Here is a 15161-nt window from a genome sequence, read left to right as displayed (position 1 = left end):
TCCTATGGCGTTTCGTTTATTCAAAAGTACCTTTTTTTTAGTTTGTGTAATTAGTATTTCCTGCGGAAACGCTTCCGAAACCAAAAATCAAACTGAAGCTGAGCAACCCATAAATTTTAATCCGACTGATAGTAGCACCGCTAAACTGAAGGAAGCTTTAGTCTTGGGTGCAAATCAAACCGAAGCTTACTTACCTATATTAAAAGACAAAAAAGTAGCGGTAGTAGGAAACCCAAGTTCGCTTATTCTAAAAGCTCAAACTACTTCTGCAGAAAAAAAGTATACGCACTTAGTAGATTCTTTAATAGCACACAACATCACTATTGTAAAAGTATTTTCTCCTGAACACGGCTTTAGAGGAACCGCCGATGCTGGTGAAGCTGTCAAAGATGGTAAAGATCCTAAAACCGGCTTACCGGTAATTTCTTTATACGGAAGCAATAAAAAACCTAAACCAGAACAGCTGGTAGGTATTGATATTTTAGTTTTTGACATTCAGGATGTGGGCGTTCGGTTTTACACGTATATCGCTACGTTACACTACGTGATGCAGGCTGCCGCGGAAGCTTCGATACCTATTCTTGTTTTAGACCGTCCTAATCCTAACGGAAGTTATGTAGACGGCCCCGTTATGGAAGCTGAACACACCAGCTTTTTAGGAATGCACGCCGGTGTACCGCTCGTTCACGGGATGACCATTGGTGAATATGCACAAATGATGGCTGAAGAAAATTGGTTAGAAACAAACAACACACCGCAACTCACGGTGATTCCTATGAAAAATTACACCCACGATATGCATTACTCCCTACCGGTGCGCCCTTCTCCTAATTTACCTAATGACCAGGCCGTCATGCTTTATCCAAGTTTAGGTTTGTGTGAAGGAACCACGCTTAACGCAGGTCGTGGTACAGAAATGCAGTTTCAAATTATAGGCGCTCCATATCTTCCGGCAGAAAAGTATACGCTGAATTATACTCCGCAACCTAATTTTGGTTCTAAAAACCCCAAGTTCAAAGGACAAACTTGTAACGGATTAGACTTGAGAAACCAAGCCCCTTTACAAAAAGTAGATCTGCGATTTATTGTGGACGCGTATCGCAATTATGAGAAGAAAGAAGAATTCTTCAATACTAAAAATTTTACGGCACACGCAGGGACTGCACAACTGCAAAAGCAAATCGAATCAGGATTATCTCTAGATGAGATAGAACAAAGCTGGCAAATTGATTTGGAACAGTTCAAAAAACTACGCAGCAAGTATTTGTTATATAAATAGATCTTAAGCACTGTTTCAAACCGCAGAATTTCCAATTGAACAATTCCACAACAAATTCAATATCAAAAATCTAGCAGTAAACCACCTCAGAGCAAACCCATGAGGCATTGTCTGGAAACGAATGTTCGATATCGTGGCAAGCCTCGGAGTATTTGACCCTTTGGCGGTGCCAATAAAAATGCTAGATTAATCGAGCTTACGCTGAACTTAGCGCCTTTAAAACAGCATTTTTACGTTAATTAACGCAATTAAATACGGCGTTAACGTTTTAAAACGTTTAAATTATTTAATTTCCCAACCTGTTATAACGATGTAGTAAATCACTATATCGTTTGATATCCGAAATACTTCGGGGTAGCCCTAAGGTATTCGTTAGAAACAGGTTTTCAATTTCGCGGCAAGCTCGGCTATTAAAGCCTTTGGTCTTGCCAATAAAATTTAAACTATGAAGTCTATTATAATTTTAATTTGTGCGTTTTTCTTCAGCATCCCATTTTACGGCCAGCGCCTTTATGGCTCCATCACCGATGCTAAAACACAAGAACCAATTGAAGGCGTGAACGTTTTTATAAAATCAATTAAAAAAGGGGTTACTTCAAAGAGTGACGGTATTTTTTATTTTGAACAAGCACACGGACTAGAAAAGAAAGACACGATCCTCTTTAATATGGTTGGGTATCATACGCTGAAACTGACCTTAGAACAATATCAATCTCAAGATAACGAAGTGCGATTGATTGAAGAGCAATTTGTCAATAGCAAACCTATTAAGGGTACAAATCGTGTGATCACACTTGGTGAAGCCAAGAGCAATATTAAATGATTACGCAAACGATATATTATTTTTAGAATCTAAACTTGTCTAAATTTATACCTCGGGATTTTCCCGGGGTATTTTTTTTCAACTAATTCAATCTACGCAATGAAACCTATTTTAAATCTGTGTACCATCTACTGTTGCTTGTTCCTTTTTCAAATTTCCGGCTATGCGCAACAAGAAAGCTTGCTCCCTAAGATGCGACCGGAAGCCGCGGGAATGAGCAGTTCACGACTTGCTTATCTTGATACGATGGCGCTTGAGGCTCTCGCTCAAAAGCAAGTACCGGGAATGGTCGCTCTGGTTGCCCGTAATGGTAAAATTGTATACCACAAAGCATTTGGAGCCGCAAATGCAGCAGGTGAACCCCTTGATCTGAACTCCATTTTTAGAATCGCATCACAAACCAAAGCAATTACCTCAACTGCAGTGATGATGCTTTGGGAGCGTGGGAAATTTCAACTTGACGATCCTATTTCAAAATACATTCCTGAGTTTAAAGATGCTCAGGTCTTAGATTCCCTATTACCTGACGGAAGCTATACAACCAAGCCGGCAGCACGTCCCATAACGATTAGACATTTGCTTACGCACACCTCAGGAATTGGCTATGGTGCTATCGATGGCGACCCCAGATTTAAGAAGATCTATAAAAAAGCCGGCATCACCGACCTTTTTACTACTGAAAAAATCACGATTGAAGAAAGTGTCAAGAAACTTGCAAAACTGCCATTGCATCACAATCCCGGTGAGAATTTCACGTATAGCGAAGGGCTCGACGTATTGGGGTATTTTATTGAGATCATTTCCGGCAAGCCGCTTGACGAGTTTTTTAGAACTGAAATCTTTGAACCTTTAAAAATGAACAACACGTTCTTTTATCTCCCAAAAGAAAAACGAGACCTTCTGGTTTCTGTTCAAACGAAGAAGGAAGGTGATTGGATTGATTTCCCAACCACCTTTTACGATCCTGATTATCCAAAAAAAGGAAAAATGACTTTCTTCTCCGGTGGCGCCGGACTTTCAAGCACTCCGGTAGATTATGCGCAATTTCTTCAAACGTACCTCAATAAAGGTATACTCAATGGAAACAGAATTTTAAGCCGTACAACCGTCGATTTTATTCTAAAAAATCAAATTGGAGATATTTGGAAAGGTAATGGTTCACATCACGGCCTTGCGTTTAGTGTAGTTGATGACCTAGGTGCTGCCAAAGGCGGTAATGGAAGTGCAGGCACTTTTGAGTGGGGCGGTTATTTCAACACGCAATATTTTGCTGATCCTGAAGAACAACTCATCGGTATTATAATGAAGCAAACACAGCAAGTAGGTGGAGATGAAACCTCTTGGAAGTTAAGAAATATTGTTTTTGCGGCGATTGCTGATTAATTCTGAATTTTTCTCGATTAAATCTATTTTTCGATAAAAGTAAAAAGCGAGAATGATTAATCGCTCTTTTTATTCAGCAGAACCAATCGAAGTTTTAATTTTAAGGTCTAACACTTAAAAGCACTTAAATTTATTTTAATGAAAAAAACGTTTTACTTATGTATGCTTGGCGCCAGTCTGAGCACCGGCCTTTTTGCGCAAACGCAAGAAGAAACGGTTGACGCGATCGTTAAAGAAGCAACCGAAAATTCACAACTTAAACTACTTGCTCACCAACTTCTGGATGTTGTGGGACCACGACTTGTAGGAACTCCAGAAATGAAACAAGCGCACGATTGGGCTGTTGACACCTATACCGATTGGGGTATCGAAGCTGAAAATCAGCAGTGGGGCGTTTGGAAAGGTTGGGATCGTGGCATCACCCATATCGATTTGGTTAGTCCGCGCAGTGTAAGTCTTGAAGGTATGCAGTTGGCTTGGTCTCCTGCAACCAAATCAAAAGGTGTAGAGGCTGAAGTTGTAGTGCTTCCGGAAGCTAAAGATTCGGTTAGCTTTAAAAATATGCTTTCTCAGGTAGAAGGAAAATTTGTTTTGGTTTCTATGCCACAACCTACCGGTAGACCTGACGACAATTGGGAAGAATGGGCGACTCCTGAGTCTTTTGAGAAAATGAAAAAAGACCGTGATGCGCTTAATGACGCTTGGAATGCGCGCATCAAAGCTACAGGATATTCTTCAAGAGAACTTCCTAAAATATTAGAAGAAGCAGGAGCTGTTGGTGTGATTACCAGCAACTGGTCACGCGGTTTTGGTGTAAACAAAGTATTTTCTGCCTATACCGAAGAAATCCCGATGGTGGATATCGCTTTAGAAGATTATGGTCTGCTTTACCGTCTTGCAGATTACGGCGACAAGCCTGTGATCAAAGTGGTTGCAGAATCTGAAGAATTGGGTGAAATGCCAACATTCAACACCATCGCTCAAATAAAAGGAAGTGAAAAGCCTGATGAGTATGTGATTCTTTCAGCCCATTTTGACTCTTGGGATGGTGGCCAGGGAGCAACAGACAACGGTACAGGAACTTTGGTAATGATGGAAGCTATGCGCATCTTAAAGCAAGTTTATCCTAATCCAAAACGCACCATTCTCGTAGGACATTGGGGAAGTGAAGAGCAAGGGCTTAACGGGTCTCGTTCTTTTGTAAAAGATCATCCGGAAATCGTAGCGGGTGTTCAAGCGGTATTTAATCAGGATAATGGTACAGGTCGCGTGGCTAATATTTCAGGAAACGGATTCTTAAATGCTTACGATTATTTAGGCAGTTGGTTAAGCGCTGTTCCTGATGAAGTAGCACGTATTGAAACCCATTTCCCGGGAACTCCTGGTCGTGGTGGTTCTGACTATGCTTCTTTTGTAGCAGCTGGTGCTCCTGCATTTAATTTAAGTTCGTTAAGCTGGAATTACTGGAACTACACGTGGCACACCAACCGTGATACATATGATAAGATCGTTTGGGACGATGTGCAAAACAATGCGATCCTGACTGCGGTTTTAGCGTACATGGCAAGTGAAGACGACGAAAAAACTTCTCGTGAGCAAATCGTTCTTCCTATAAACAGAAGATCTGGTGAGCAAATGACTTGGCCAGCACCTCGTGATGGAAACCGTCGCGGAGGACTAGACGACTAAAGTCGATTAAATATAAATATAGAAATGCCTGAGTACGTTACTCAGGCATTTTTTATGCTTTCAATTCTTCAAGCTGTATTATAAATTCTGAATTTGCTCAACTTCTGATGCGCTAACGGTAAGCAATCCCGGTTTTACTAAACGACCAACCATTGCACGCCAGTTTTCATCCTGTTCAAAAATCGCCTTAAAAATAGGTTTTGCCTCCTCAAGTTGACCGTCATTGGCCATCGCTACCGCCTTCCAGAATTTCATTTCTAAATTATCGGGAAACATTTTTTCGGCGGTGCCGTATTGTTTTAGTGCTTCGGGCATATCGCCTGCTTCTACAGCCAGATCGTCGCGATTCATATATTCGTATGCTCGGGCAACCTTCAGTAAACGCTCTAATTCTTCAATGGGATTTTGGTGATCATCTACACGCAAATTAATCTTATATTCTTCCCAAGGATTCTCAACCAATTCTGGTCCTACAACGATCAATGCAGCTGATTGCTTTCCGCGGATATCGCCACCTGCAGCTTGCGCCGCTTTTAAAACTTCAACCATACGCTCTGCTAACGGAAGTTTACTATGCTTCTCAAAAGCCGCTGCCATCGCAGGAACAGTTTGATCGGTCAACATCATATTAGCCTGCACCGAAAAATTATCTCCGGTAATCTGACTGGCATAAACTACACATTTTTCACCCGTGTAGGCTGAAGCATTTCCGTTGACATCTAAAAAAGCGACTTGACGATAGGCTTTTCCTTCATCTTCTGCAATGAGTTGTTCGAGCGCTGCTTCTGCAGACATTCCTTCCTGCATCAAGGCTAAACCATTAGGACCATAAGAAGGATTCACAAAAGATTGTGTAGCAACCACTCCAACTCCACTCTTTCCCCAACTCACTAGAGAACCCACGCTAAACCAATGGCTTTGTACAGCCACAGCCATTTCTCCGGTTTCCGCGTCGCGAGCAACAATAGAAAATGTGTGTGCAAACGCACTTTTATCGGCGTCAATTTGTTGGCTAAAACCTGTTGCTGTAAAAGCTAGAATTAAAATACTTATAATGCTTTTCATACGTCTTATTTAAGTTTAATGCGTTCTTTCATTTGCTCAACGATATTATACGCCGCCGGGCAAATCGCAACATTTTTTAAGGTTAGATTGGTGATCTGCTGAAATTTCTTTCGGTCTGTATGCGGGAATTCGGCGCAAGCCTTAGGACGAACATCATAGATCATACAGTAATTATCTGCTCCCAGAAAGGTACATGGCACCTCCTGTAAGACATAATCGTTGTCTTCATCAACGCGCAAATAGGTCTCAATAAACTGCGCATCTTTCATTCTAAAATGCTTGGCGATCCTGCTCACATCGCGATCGGTAAATAACGGCCCTGTTGTTTTACAGCAATTTGCGCACGTAAGACAGTCGGTGCGTTCAAACTCTTCGTCGTGCAACTCCTGCATCTGATAATCCAGATCTTTGGGCGGTTTACGCTTCAGCTTTTTAAAATAGGCAGCAGTCTCTTTATGCTTATCTTTGGCCAGATTGGGCAACTGCTCAATAAATTCATCCATACCGCAAAAATAAGCATTTAAAGCCCCTATAATTTATGGCCGAAAAAGATTCTCAAAACCCCGATATATTTGGTCAAGCTTTACTTGATTTTCACAACGACAAGTATTCTGAAGATATTACAGTGATCTCGTCACTTACCGAAGATGATGAGATTCCTGTTCCTTATCTCTTCCGCAGTTATGAAGAAATGCCTGAAGTGGAACAAAAAGCGCTTCAACTGGCTCAAGGAAAAACCTTAGACATTGGTGCCTGCGCCGGAAGCCACACTTTATACCTTCAAAATAAAGGTATTGAGGTTACTGCTTTAGATATTTCTGAAGGAGCTATTGAGGTTTGTAAAAGTCGCGGAGTTAAGAGCACACAAATCACAGACATCTTAGATTATAGAGAAAGTGGCTACGATACGCTTTTATTAATAATGAATGGCACCGGTATTTTTCAAACGCTTAAAAAGACTGAAAGCTATCTCACCCATTTGCGTTCTTTACTCAAAACCGACGGTCAAATTCTGGTTGACTCTTCAGACATCGCTTTTATGTATGAGGAAGAAGATGGGAGTTACTGGCGTGACGCAAGTCGTGATTATTATGGGGAGGTCACCTTTCAAATCAACTATAAAAACCAGACCTCAGCAGCTTTTGACTGGTTGTATCTAGATTTTAAAACTTTAAAAAAAGAAGCAGAAAAAGCAGGTTTTACTTGCGAAAAAATTTGTGACGGGCCACATTATGATTTTTTAGCACGCTTGATAAAAACTGAATCCTAAAAATTAGCGTAAATATTAAAAACATCACAAAGCTTTTACAACAAGAGCTCAAGCTAAAACGTTTAGTTATTTTAGCGAAACCTAAATTAATACAATGATTTTACAGAAAATTACCCCCTATTTTACGCTACTATTTGCCTTTTTAATACTATCCTGCTCTAGTGATACTAATAATTCTGAGACCACACCTCCAGATCCAACGGCAGCAAATAGACAATCCTTGGGAGCATCTGCCAGAGCTTTTTTGAGTGCAGAAGAGTTCACCTCGATGAATGTAGAGATCGCCTATGTAGACGGCTTTAGACCTTCTGAAAATACGCTGAATAATCTTAGAAGTTTTTTTACTGCCCGCCTTAACAAACCCGGCGGTGTACGTTTTACTGAAACGGTAGTTCCTGCAACTACAGTAGGTGCTCTCAATCGAGATGAATATGTTGAGATAGAAAATGACAATCGCACTGTTTTTAATGAAGGAAGCGAGTTAGGCGTCTGGGTCTTTTTTGCAGATCAGAATTCTGAAAGTGACGAAGGCAACAGTAGAATTCTTGGTACAGCCTATCGCAATACCTCGTGTATCATTTTTGGAGAAACGCTTAGAGAATTTAGCCGCGGCATAACGGGACCAAGTTTAACCCAGTTAGAAACCATCACAACCGAACACGAGTTTGGTCACTTATTTGGTTTAGTAAATCTGGGTACAGAAATGGTGCGTGATCACGAAGATGAAACCGCAGATGACGACGGTGGCGCAACACCAAATAAACACTGCGATCAGGAAAACTGCCTGATGTATTTTCAAACCGTCGCAGATGCTACCAGTACAGATATGAGCGGGTTACCGACTTTTGGTGAATTCTGTTTAGAAGATTTACGCGCTAACGGTGGAAAATAAAGCGCCTTGGAGTATAAAACCCTTTGACGGTGTTAATAAAAAAAGCTTCGGATGTTCTCCGAAGCTTTTCTTTTTATCCTTTTTCTATTGCTACCTAGTCAAGAACCAGACTTGTTGAAGCGATCATTTTACCACCATCAAAAATGTTGATTTTGTATAAACCTTCAGCAAACTTGTCACCTCTTGGCGCAACATTTTCACAGATATCTAAAGCCGTTTTCTCATAATAAAACTTAGAGATCGCACTATACGTGATCGAGGTCACACTATCGATCGTCACCGTCTTGTTTTCTCCCAAGATGTTATTCTGCGGATCTAAAACTTGCACGTAAAGCTGCTTATCTCCGGCTTCTGCGATTCGGTTTTGAGGTACTGTATAACACGCTCTAATGCGATCAACACGGCGCGCGTTATCATTCTCTACCAGTTTACCACTGTTTCTCACGATCACTCCGGTTCCCACAAGTTTGTTAGCAGCAAGACTAGAACCCAGTGCAACTTTTTCTGCAAGCTCTTCTTTAACCATCGCCAGACTATCGCGTTTCATCTTAGAAACTTCAAGTTCGTAAGTCGTACTATCCACGCGCATAGCGAGCATTTTGTTCATTCCCTTTAAGCTGTCGTTTTGGGCAAAAAGATACTCACGCTCCTTTTTAAGTTTATACACCTCATCACGATAACGACGCAAAACAGAAATATTAGCTTCCATCTTTTGCACCGAATCTATAAGAACTTGTATGCGGTCTCTCGCTTGGTTCAGTTCGGTATCTTTTAAGTTGTTTTCTTCGATCACCGCGTCATATTTGGTAACCATTTGCTTTAGATCATTAAGCACGAGCTCCTTTTCTTCGGTCAACTCGGCCTTTGTATTCTTTTCTTGATTGTACAACTTTATAGCAAAAGCTCCTGCTACCACAAGAAGTACTGCAAGAATACCGGTAATGATCTTAATGCCGGTGTTTTTATTTTCACTTTCCATAAATAAGTATTGATTAGATTCTGTTTTATTTTTAAACGTTAAAGCTGCTTCAAAAGTGTATAAAAGTGATAAAACAGCCTTTATAATTTACTGTTTTTTAACGAAAAAAACTTTTAAAATGCACTTTAAAAATCGCGATCAAACATACAAAAAAGTCAAACACAGCTGCTTTAATTTTTTATTAATAGCCTACTAAACAAATTGCAGAACTGTATCTTTGAAGTATGAAGGCAGAACATAAACGCGCAGCGATTCTCTTTGGTGTATTGGCTGTTATCGCTATAAGCATTTGGTTTTTTCAACCCAGTTTTGGCAAAGGTTTACTTTTAGGATTGGGCATCGCCGCAGTGATATATACCCTGCGCAGCTTCTTACCACGCAGACAATAAGACCTAAAGAATATCTAAAAGTTCACGAGCACTTTTAAGCGCCTTGAATTTTGAGTGATTGATCTCCTCATCTACCTGTTCGTGTGACCACGTGGTATGAAATGGAATATGAAAAGCGTGACCGCCCATTGCAAGTACCGGGATAACATCTGATTTTAGCGAGTTACCGATCATCAAGAATTCCTGAGGCTGAATATCTAAATGTTTTACCAGTTTCTTGTATTGTGTTTCTTTTTTATCTGAAACGATCTCCACGTGATGAAAATAATCGATCAAGCCGCTTTTGATCAATTTACGCTCTTGATCAAGCAGGTCACCTTTAGTCGCTACTACCAGCTTATATTTTTTTGAAAGTTGGCCTAGAACTTCTTCAATATGCGGAAGTAACTCAACAGGTTCAGCGAGCATTTGCTTGCCTTTATTCAATATAAAATCTATGGTTTCAGCATTCATCTTTTTGCCCATCAACCGATGTGCAGTCTCTAACATCGACAAGGTAAATCCCTTGATCCCGTAACCGTAGGTGTCTAAGTTTTTTATTTCGGTATCCAGAAGTTTTTGAACGATCTCGTCTTGGTCACCATACGCAGCAAGATGCTTTGCAAACGCAACTTCTGCATCTCTAAAAAATGTCTCATTCACCCAGAGCGTATCATCTGCATCAAATGCGATGGCTTTTATATTTTCAAAACTCAAAATTATCTGTGTTTATTAGTTTCTCTAAAAGTACTAAAAGTAAACTTCCTCGAAACAAGCCCGGGACTTGTTTCTGTTTGGCGGTGCCAAAAAAAACCTCACAGGTTTTAGCTGTGAGGTTTTCTTATTAAACTACCTCAGGGCAACCCCTTGAGGCATTGCTTGAAAACGAATTTTCAATTTCGAGGCAAGCCTCGGAGTATAAAACCCTTTGGCGGCGCCAATAAATTGTTTTTTACAGTAATTAGCGCACCAACTTTTTATACTTGATACGTTTTGGCATAAGATCTCCGCCTAAACGTTTTTTCTTATTCTCTTCATAATCAGAGAAACCACCTTCAAAGAAATAGACTTGACTATCCCCTTCAAAAGCTAAAATATGTGTACAAATTCTATCTAAGAACCAACGGTCGTGAGAGATTACCACCGCACAGCCTGCAAAGTTCTCAAGTCCTTCTTCAAGAGCTCTTAAAGTATTTACATCAAGGTCGTTTGTAGGCTCATCGAGTAGCAATACGTTACCCTCTTCTTTAAGGGTCATTGCCAGATGTAAGCGGTTACGCTCCCCTCCAGACAACATACTTACTTTTTTATTTTGCTCGCTTCCGCTGAAGTTGAATCGACTTAAATAGGCTCTACTGTTAACTTGGCGACCGCCCATCATGATTAGCTCCTGTTTATCACTAAAGTTTTCCCAAATGGTTTTCTCAGGATCAATATTACTGTGCGACTGGTCTACGTATGCGATTTTTGCTGTTTCTCCTACAGTAAATTCGCCTTTATCCGGCTCGATCTCTCCCATTATCATTTTGAAGATCGTGGTTTTACCGGCACCGTTAGGACCAATAACACCAACGATTCCTGCCTGCGGAAGTACAAAATTCAAATCTTCATAAAGCAGTTTTTCGCCGAAGGCTTTACTTACGCCTTTTGCATCGATCACATTAGTACCTAAACGCGGGCCGTTGGGAATGTAGATTTCTAATTTCTCATCGGTTTGTTTTTGATCTTGAGAAAGCAGCTTGTCATAATTACTCAAACGTGCTTTTTGCTTGGCTTGACGTCCTTTTGGTGCCATACGCACCCACTCTAACTCACGCTCTAAGGTTTTTTGACGTTTGCTGGCTTGCTTTTGTTCTTGTGCCATGCGCTTAGACTTCTGGTCTAACCAAGAAGAATAATTTCCTTTCCAAGGAATTCCTTCTCCACGATCTAGCTCAAGAATCCATCCTGCTACATTATCTAAGAAATAACGGTCGTGCGTTACGGCAATAACCGTCCCTTTATATTGTGCCAAGTGATGTTCTAACCAGTGAACACTCTCTGCATCTAAGTGGTTGGTAGGCTCATCAAGCAGCAATACATCAGGTTCTTGTAATAACAAACGACATAAAGCAACACGACGGCGCTCTCCACCAGAAAGCACACCAATCTTTTGATCTGCAGGTGGTGTACGCAACGCATCCATCGCTACTTCAAGTTTATTGTCTAACTCCCACGCGCCTCTTGCATCAATCTCATCTTGAAGTACAGCCTGACGGTTCATCAGCTTTTCCATTTTATCTGGATCACTGTACACCTCTTCTAATCCAAACTGATCATTGATCTTATTATATTCATCAAGAATTGCAACCGTATCTGCAGCTCCTTCTTTTACTACCTCAAGAACCGTTTTGTCATCGTCTAACTGTGGTTCTTGCTCTAAATAGCCTACAGAGAATTCTTTATCTGAAGTTACATCTCCTTGATAGTTCTTGTCAATCCCGGCAATGATCTTCAGCAAAGTAGATTTACCCGAACCGTTAAGCCCCAAAATTCCGATTTTGGCTCCGTAGAAAAAACTCAGGTAGATATTTTTAAGTACCGGAGTATTGGCACCGGGAAAGGTTTTACTCACCCCGGTCATTGAAAATATTATTTTTTTATCGTCACTCATGTTCCGTTTGTTTTATTTTTTTGAATCTAAATTTTATCCTTCAACTTACAAGAATTCTTGGCTTAAAGCAAACCCAACAACCTAAGAATAATGGCTAACTGCCCTGCATGATATGCGTTGTGCTCGATGACGAGCATCAATTCGCGTAGCACCGTTTGCTCTTTACCGTGCTTAACCACATCTAGTAAATGGGTATCTACAGTTTCGACAAACACAGCCAGTTGTTTTTGATCGTCTTTAAATTGATTTTTAAGCGCTTCCCAAGACTCCTTTGAAACTGCACTACTGGCATCAGGCCAATAATCGCGTGGCCAAGCCGGTAGTTTATAATCTTCAGCTGTGCAATAGCTCAAAATATCTTTCTGGGCATACACCATATGATAGAAAATCTCATAAAAGGAATACGGCAACCCCACCGGGCGCTTACCCGATTTTTTAAATGAGATTTTCTCAAGAAGCTCACTTACGGGCATAAATGCCTCGCCGCCCTTAAGGTGTTTTAGAAGTTGTTCTTTGAGCGCTTGGTCTGCCATTAAACTCTTCCTTTTAATGCATTAAAAACCCAGGCGATTGCAAAGAAACCTATACCTACTGAAGCAAATCCCCAACCGGCAACTTCAGAATATTTAAAGGCTCCTAATGCTATAAGTCCTAAGCCTACAACGATCATTATAAACGTTGCCCAACCTAGTACTGTATTCTTATTCATCATAATAATTTGTTTGTAGCTCTGACAGGCATCAGAAGCTAAAATTTACCCAACTCGTTTTCAAGCTTAACAGCATTTCAAGCGTCCTTGGGTTTTGGTTTAAAAAGCAAATATCGCGTTTTTCACATAAGTATAACGATTTCATGAGGGAGTGATTTCGTATTTTCGTTAACATTCAATTTTACAATACGTGAGTGTTTCCGGTTTAATTCTTAAAGCCTCTGGGAATGCTCTTTATATAATTTATAGATGGATTTAAAATTCAATAAAAACGAAGATCACAATAAGCTTCTTGTTTCCGATTTAAAGCATCGCTTGGCCAAAGTAAAGCTGGGCGGTGGCGAAAAACGCATCGCTAAGCATCACGAAAAAGGAAAACTCACCGCTAGAGAGCGCATTGATTTTCTACTGGATGACGCCGAAAAAGCTATTGAAATCGCTGCCTTTGCCGGTGAAGGAATGTATGAAGAGCACGGTGGCTGCCCTAGTGGCGGAGTTGTGGTTAAAATAGGACACATAAGTGGAAAGCAATGTATTGTCGTTGCAAATGATGCTACTGTAAAAGCCGGAGCATGGTTTCCTATTACAGGAAAAAAGAACCTGCGCGCGCAAGAACTAAGCATAGAAAATAAATTACCCATCATCTATCTCGTTGACAGTGCCGGGGTCTACTTGCCAATGCAAGATGAGATCTTCCCTGACAAAGAGCATTTTGGTCGCATTTTTAGAAATAATGCGGTGATGAGCAGTATGGGCATTACTCAAATAAGTGCCGTGATGGGTAGCTGTGTTGCGGGAGGTGCTTACCTGCCCATTATGAGCGATGAGGCGATGATCGTAGATAAGACCGGGAGTATTTTTCTCGCCGGAAGTTATCTCGTGAAAGCCGCCATTGGTGAAACGGTTGACAATGAAACTTTAGGCGGAGCAACTACGCATTGCGAGATTAGTGGAGTAACCGACTATAAAGCTTCTGACGACCGGGATGCACTTACACGCATTAAAAATATAATGGGTAAAATAGGTGATTTTGAAAAAGCCGGATATAATCGAATCGAAGCCGCAAAACCCAAAGAAGATCCGCAAGATATCTACGGAATCCTGCCTGCCAAGCGTAGCGACCAATACGATATGACCGAAATTATAAAACGTCTGGTTGATAATTCGGAATATGAAGAGTATAAAGAAGGTTATGGTCAAACCTTGATCACAGCATATGCGCGCATTGACGGCTGGGCAGTAGGTATTGTTGCCAACCAGCGCAAGATCGTAAAAACTAAAAAGGGCGAGATGCAGTTTGGTGGTGTGATCTATAGCGATAGCGCAGATAAAGCCACTCGTTTTATTGCCAATTGTAATCAGAAAAAAATACCCTTGGTTTTTCTACAAGATGTTACCGGCTTTATGGTGGGAAGCAAAAGTGAACACGGAGGCATCATAAAAGACGGGGCCAAAATGGTAAATGCCGTGAGCAATAGTGTAGTGCCTAAATTCACCATTGTAGTTGGAAACTCTTATGGAGCCGGAAATTATGCGATGTGTGGTAAAGCTTATGATCCTCGATTGATCGCTGCCTGGCCTTCGGCTGAATTAGCGGTAATGAGCGGTAACAGCGCTGCCAAAGTCTTACTCCAAATTGAAACGGCTTCGCTTAAAAAACAAGGCAAAGAGATCACGCCCGAAGTTGAAAAAGAACTTTATGACAAAATCAAAGCTCGTTATGACGAGCAGGTTTCACCATATTATGCCGCTTCTCGTATTTGGACCGATGCGATCATCGACCCGCTAGATACGAGAAAGTGGATCTCTACGGGTATTGAAGCAGCAAACCATGCACCTATTGAGAAAAAATTCAATCTTGGTGTGATTCAGGTTTAATGTATTCCTTCTTGGTAAAGCTCAAGCCTTTTAATCTTGATTGTCAAGTAAACTACCTCAGGGCGGGCTCAAGAGGCATTGCTTGGAAACGAATTTTCAATTTCGAGACAAGCCTCGGAGCATTAAACCCTTTGGCGGCGCCAATAAAACAGGTTTACTATAGATAACACCTA

15 protein-coding genes are annotated in these 15161 nt (G+C 40.9%); 8 read left to right on the top strand and 7 right to left on the bottom strand.

Going from position 1 to position 15161, the window contains the following annotated elements:
- Nucleotides 1-4: 4 nt before the first annotated feature.
- From WA338_RS15835 to WA338_RS15820, 4 genes are all read left to right on the top strand, one after another.
- Nucleotides 5-1279: an exo-beta-N-acetylmuramidase NamZ family protein gene (locus WA338_RS15835; protein ID WP_040532882.1), complete on the top strand. Its 1275-nt coding sequence runs from the start codon at nucleotides 5-7 to the stop codon at nucleotides 1277-1279.
- Between the two features lie 445 nt (nucleotides 1280-1724).
- On the top strand, nucleotides 1725-2102 hold the full coding sequence (locus WA338_RS15830; protein WP_009781187.1) for a carboxypeptidase-like regulatory domain-containing protein: 378 nt from the start codon (nucleotides 1725-1727) through the stop codon (nucleotides 2100-2102).
- A gap of 99 nt (nucleotides 2103-2201) precedes the next feature.
- Nucleotides 2202-3485, top strand: coding sequence for a serine hydrolase domain-containing protein (locus WA338_RS15825; protein WP_040532885.1), 1284 nt, complete (start codon nucleotides 2202-2204; stop codon nucleotides 3483-3485).
- Between the two features lie 138 nt (nucleotides 3486-3623).
- On the top strand, nucleotides 3624-5174 hold the full coding sequence (locus tag WA338_RS15820; protein WP_336094139.1) for a M20/M25/M40 family metallo-hydrolase: 1551 nt from the start codon (nucleotides 3624-3626) through the stop codon (nucleotides 5172-5174).
- Nucleotides 5175-5252: 78 nt separating this feature from the next.
- On the opposite strand, the gene WA338_RS15815 is transcribed toward WA338_RS15820, so the two are convergent.
- Together WA338_RS15815 and WA338_RS15810 are read right to left on the bottom strand one after the other, a co-directional pair.
- Nucleotides 5253-6239: a DUF1028 domain-containing protein gene (locus WA338_RS15815; RefSeq protein WP_336094137.1), complete on the bottom strand. Its 987-nt coding sequence runs from the start codon at nucleotides 6237-6239 to the stop codon at nucleotides 5253-5255.
- Nucleotides 6240-6244: 5 nt separating this feature from the next.
- Nucleotides 6245-6742 carry a YkgJ family cysteine cluster protein gene (locus WA338_RS15810; protein WP_336094136.1) on the bottom strand — a complete coding sequence of 166 codons (498 nt, stop codon included), beginning with the start codon at nucleotides 6740-6742 and terminating at the stop codon, nucleotides 6245-6247.
- A 35-nt stretch (nucleotides 6743-6777) separates the two neighbouring features.
- Between WA338_RS15810 and WA338_RS15805 the strand changes: the two genes are divergently transcribed.
- Both WA338_RS15805 and WA338_RS15800 read left to right on the top strand, forming a co-directional pair.
- The gene (locus tag WA338_RS15805) at nucleotides 6778-7509 is read left to right on the top strand and encodes a class I SAM-dependent methyltransferase (protein ID WP_336094135.1); all 732 of its coding nucleotides are present in this window, start codon (nucleotides 6778-6780) and stop codon (nucleotides 7507-7509) included.
- Between the two features lie 94 nt (nucleotides 7510-7603).
- The gene (locus tag WA338_RS15800; protein WP_009781193.1) at nucleotides 7604-8401 is read left to right on the top strand and encodes a hypothetical protein; all 798 of its coding nucleotides are present in this window, start codon (nucleotides 7604-7606) and stop codon (nucleotides 8399-8401) included.
- A gap of 94 nt (nucleotides 8402-8495) precedes the next feature.
- Here the strand turns inward: WA338_RS15800 and WA338_RS15795 are convergent, their stop codons facing one another.
- Entirely contained in the window at nucleotides 8496-9380 is an 885-nt protein-coding gene (locus tag WA338_RS15795) for a hypothetical protein (RefSeq protein ID WP_009781194.1), read from the bottom strand.
- 224 nt (nucleotides 9381-9604) lie between these two features.
- On the opposite strand from WA338_RS15795, the gene WA338_RS15790 reads away from it, so the two are divergent.
- On the top strand, nucleotides 9605-9769 hold the full coding sequence (locus WA338_RS15790; protein ID WP_009781195.1) for a hypothetical protein: 165 nt from the start codon (nucleotides 9605-9607) through the stop codon (nucleotides 9767-9769).
- Between the two features lie 3 nt (nucleotides 9770-9772).
- On the opposite strand, the gene WA338_RS15785 is transcribed toward WA338_RS15790, so the two are convergent.
- The 4 genes from WA338_RS15785 to WA338_RS15770 form a co-directional block, all read right to left on the bottom strand.
- A complete protein-coding gene (locus WA338_RS15785) occupies nucleotides 9773-10465 on the bottom strand; it encodes an HAD family hydrolase (protein ID WP_009781196.1) in 693 nt (230 codons plus the stop codon).
- Between the two features lie 244 nt (nucleotides 10466-10709).
- Nucleotides 10710-12401: an energy-dependent translational throttle protein EttA gene (gene ettA, locus WA338_RS15780; protein WP_009781197.1), complete on the bottom strand. Its 1692-nt coding sequence runs from the start codon at nucleotides 12399-12401 to the stop codon at nucleotides 10710-10712.
- Between the two features lie 62 nt (nucleotides 12402-12463).
- Complete coding sequence (locus WA338_RS15775; RefSeq protein ID WP_009781198.1) at nucleotides 12464-12934, bottom strand: DinB family protein; 471 nt, start codon at nucleotides 12932-12934, stop codon at nucleotides 12464-12466.
- Nucleotides 12934-13110, bottom strand: a complete 177-nt coding sequence (locus WA338_RS15770; RefSeq protein WP_088124396.1) for a CAL67264 family membrane protein — start codon at nucleotides 13108-13110, stop codon at nucleotides 12934-12936. Before WA338_RS15770 ends, WA338_RS15775 begins: the two co-directional genes overlap by 1 nt.
- 249 nt (nucleotides 13111-13359) lie before the next feature.
- Between WA338_RS15770 and WA338_RS15765 the strand changes: the two genes are divergently transcribed.
- Nucleotides 13360-14988: an acyl-CoA carboxylase subunit beta gene (locus tag WA338_RS15765; protein WP_009781200.1), complete on the top strand. Its 1629-nt coding sequence runs from the start codon at nucleotides 13360-13362 to the stop codon at nucleotides 14986-14988.
- Nucleotides 14989-15161 lie beyond the last annotated feature (173 nt).

Source organism: Leeuwenhoekiella sp. CH_XMU1409-2, from assembly GCF_037029365.1.
GTDB lineage: Bacteria > Bacteroidota > Bacteroidia > Flavobacteriales > Flavobacteriaceae > Leeuwenhoekiella > Leeuwenhoekiella blandensis.
The sequence above is the reverse complement of the archived record's forward strand: the minus strand, read 5'-3'. Positions and strand labels throughout refer to the sequence as shown.

Bases quoted from the DNA above. Each gene is read 5' to 3' on its own strand.
- ettA (WP_009781197.1), bottom strand. From the start codon at position 12,401: ATGAGTGACGATAAAAAAATAATATTTTCAATGACCGGGGTGAGTAAA.
- WA338_RS15815 (WP_336094137.1), bottom strand. From the start codon at position 6,239: ATGAAAAGCATTATAAGTATTTTAATTCTAGCTTTTACAGCAACAGGT.
- WA338_RS15800 (WP_009781193.1), top strand. From the start codon at position 7,604: ATGATTTTACAGAAAATTACCCCCTATTTTACGCTACTATTTGCCTTT.
- WA338_RS15790 (WP_009781195.1), top strand. From the start codon at position 9,605: ATGAAGGCAGAACATAAACGCGCAGCGATTCTCTTTGGTGTATTGGCT.
- WA338_RS15795 (WP_009781194.1), bottom strand. From the start codon at position 9,380: ATGGAAAGTGAAAATAAAAACACCGGCATTAAGATCATTACCGGTATT.
- WA338_RS15820 (WP_336094139.1), top strand. From the start codon at position 3,624: ATGAAAAAAACGTTTTACTTATGTATGCTTGGCGCCAGTCTGAGCACC.
- WA338_RS15805 (WP_336094135.1), top strand. From the start codon at position 6,778: ATGGCCGAAAAAGATTCTCAAAACCCCGATATATTTGGTCAAGCTTTA.
- WA338_RS15830 (WP_009781187.1), top strand. From the start codon at position 1,725: ATGAAGTCTATTATAATTTTAATTTGTGCGTTTTTCTTCAGCATCCCA.
- WA338_RS15770 (WP_088124396.1), bottom strand. From the start codon at position 13,110: ATGAATAAGAATACAGTACTAGGTTGGGCAACGTTTATAATGATCGTT.
- WA338_RS15810 (WP_336094136.1), bottom strand. From the start codon at position 6,742: ATGGATGAATTTATTGAGCAGTTGCCCAATCTGGCCAAAGATAAGCAT.
- WA338_RS15835 (WP_040532882.1), top strand. From the start codon at position 5: ATGGCGTTTCGTTTATTCAAAAGTACCTTTTTTTTAGTTTGTGTAATT.
- WA338_RS15765 (WP_009781200.1), top strand. From the start codon at position 13,360: ATGGATTTAAAATTCAATAAAAACGAAGATCACAATAAGCTTCTTGTT.
- WA338_RS15775 (WP_009781198.1), bottom strand. From the start codon at position 12,934: ATGGCAGACCAAGCGCTCAAAGAACAACTTCTAAAACACCTTAAGGGC.
- WA338_RS15825 (WP_040532885.1), top strand. From the start codon at position 2,202: ATGAAACCTATTTTAAATCTGTGTACCATCTACTGTTGCTTGTTCCTT.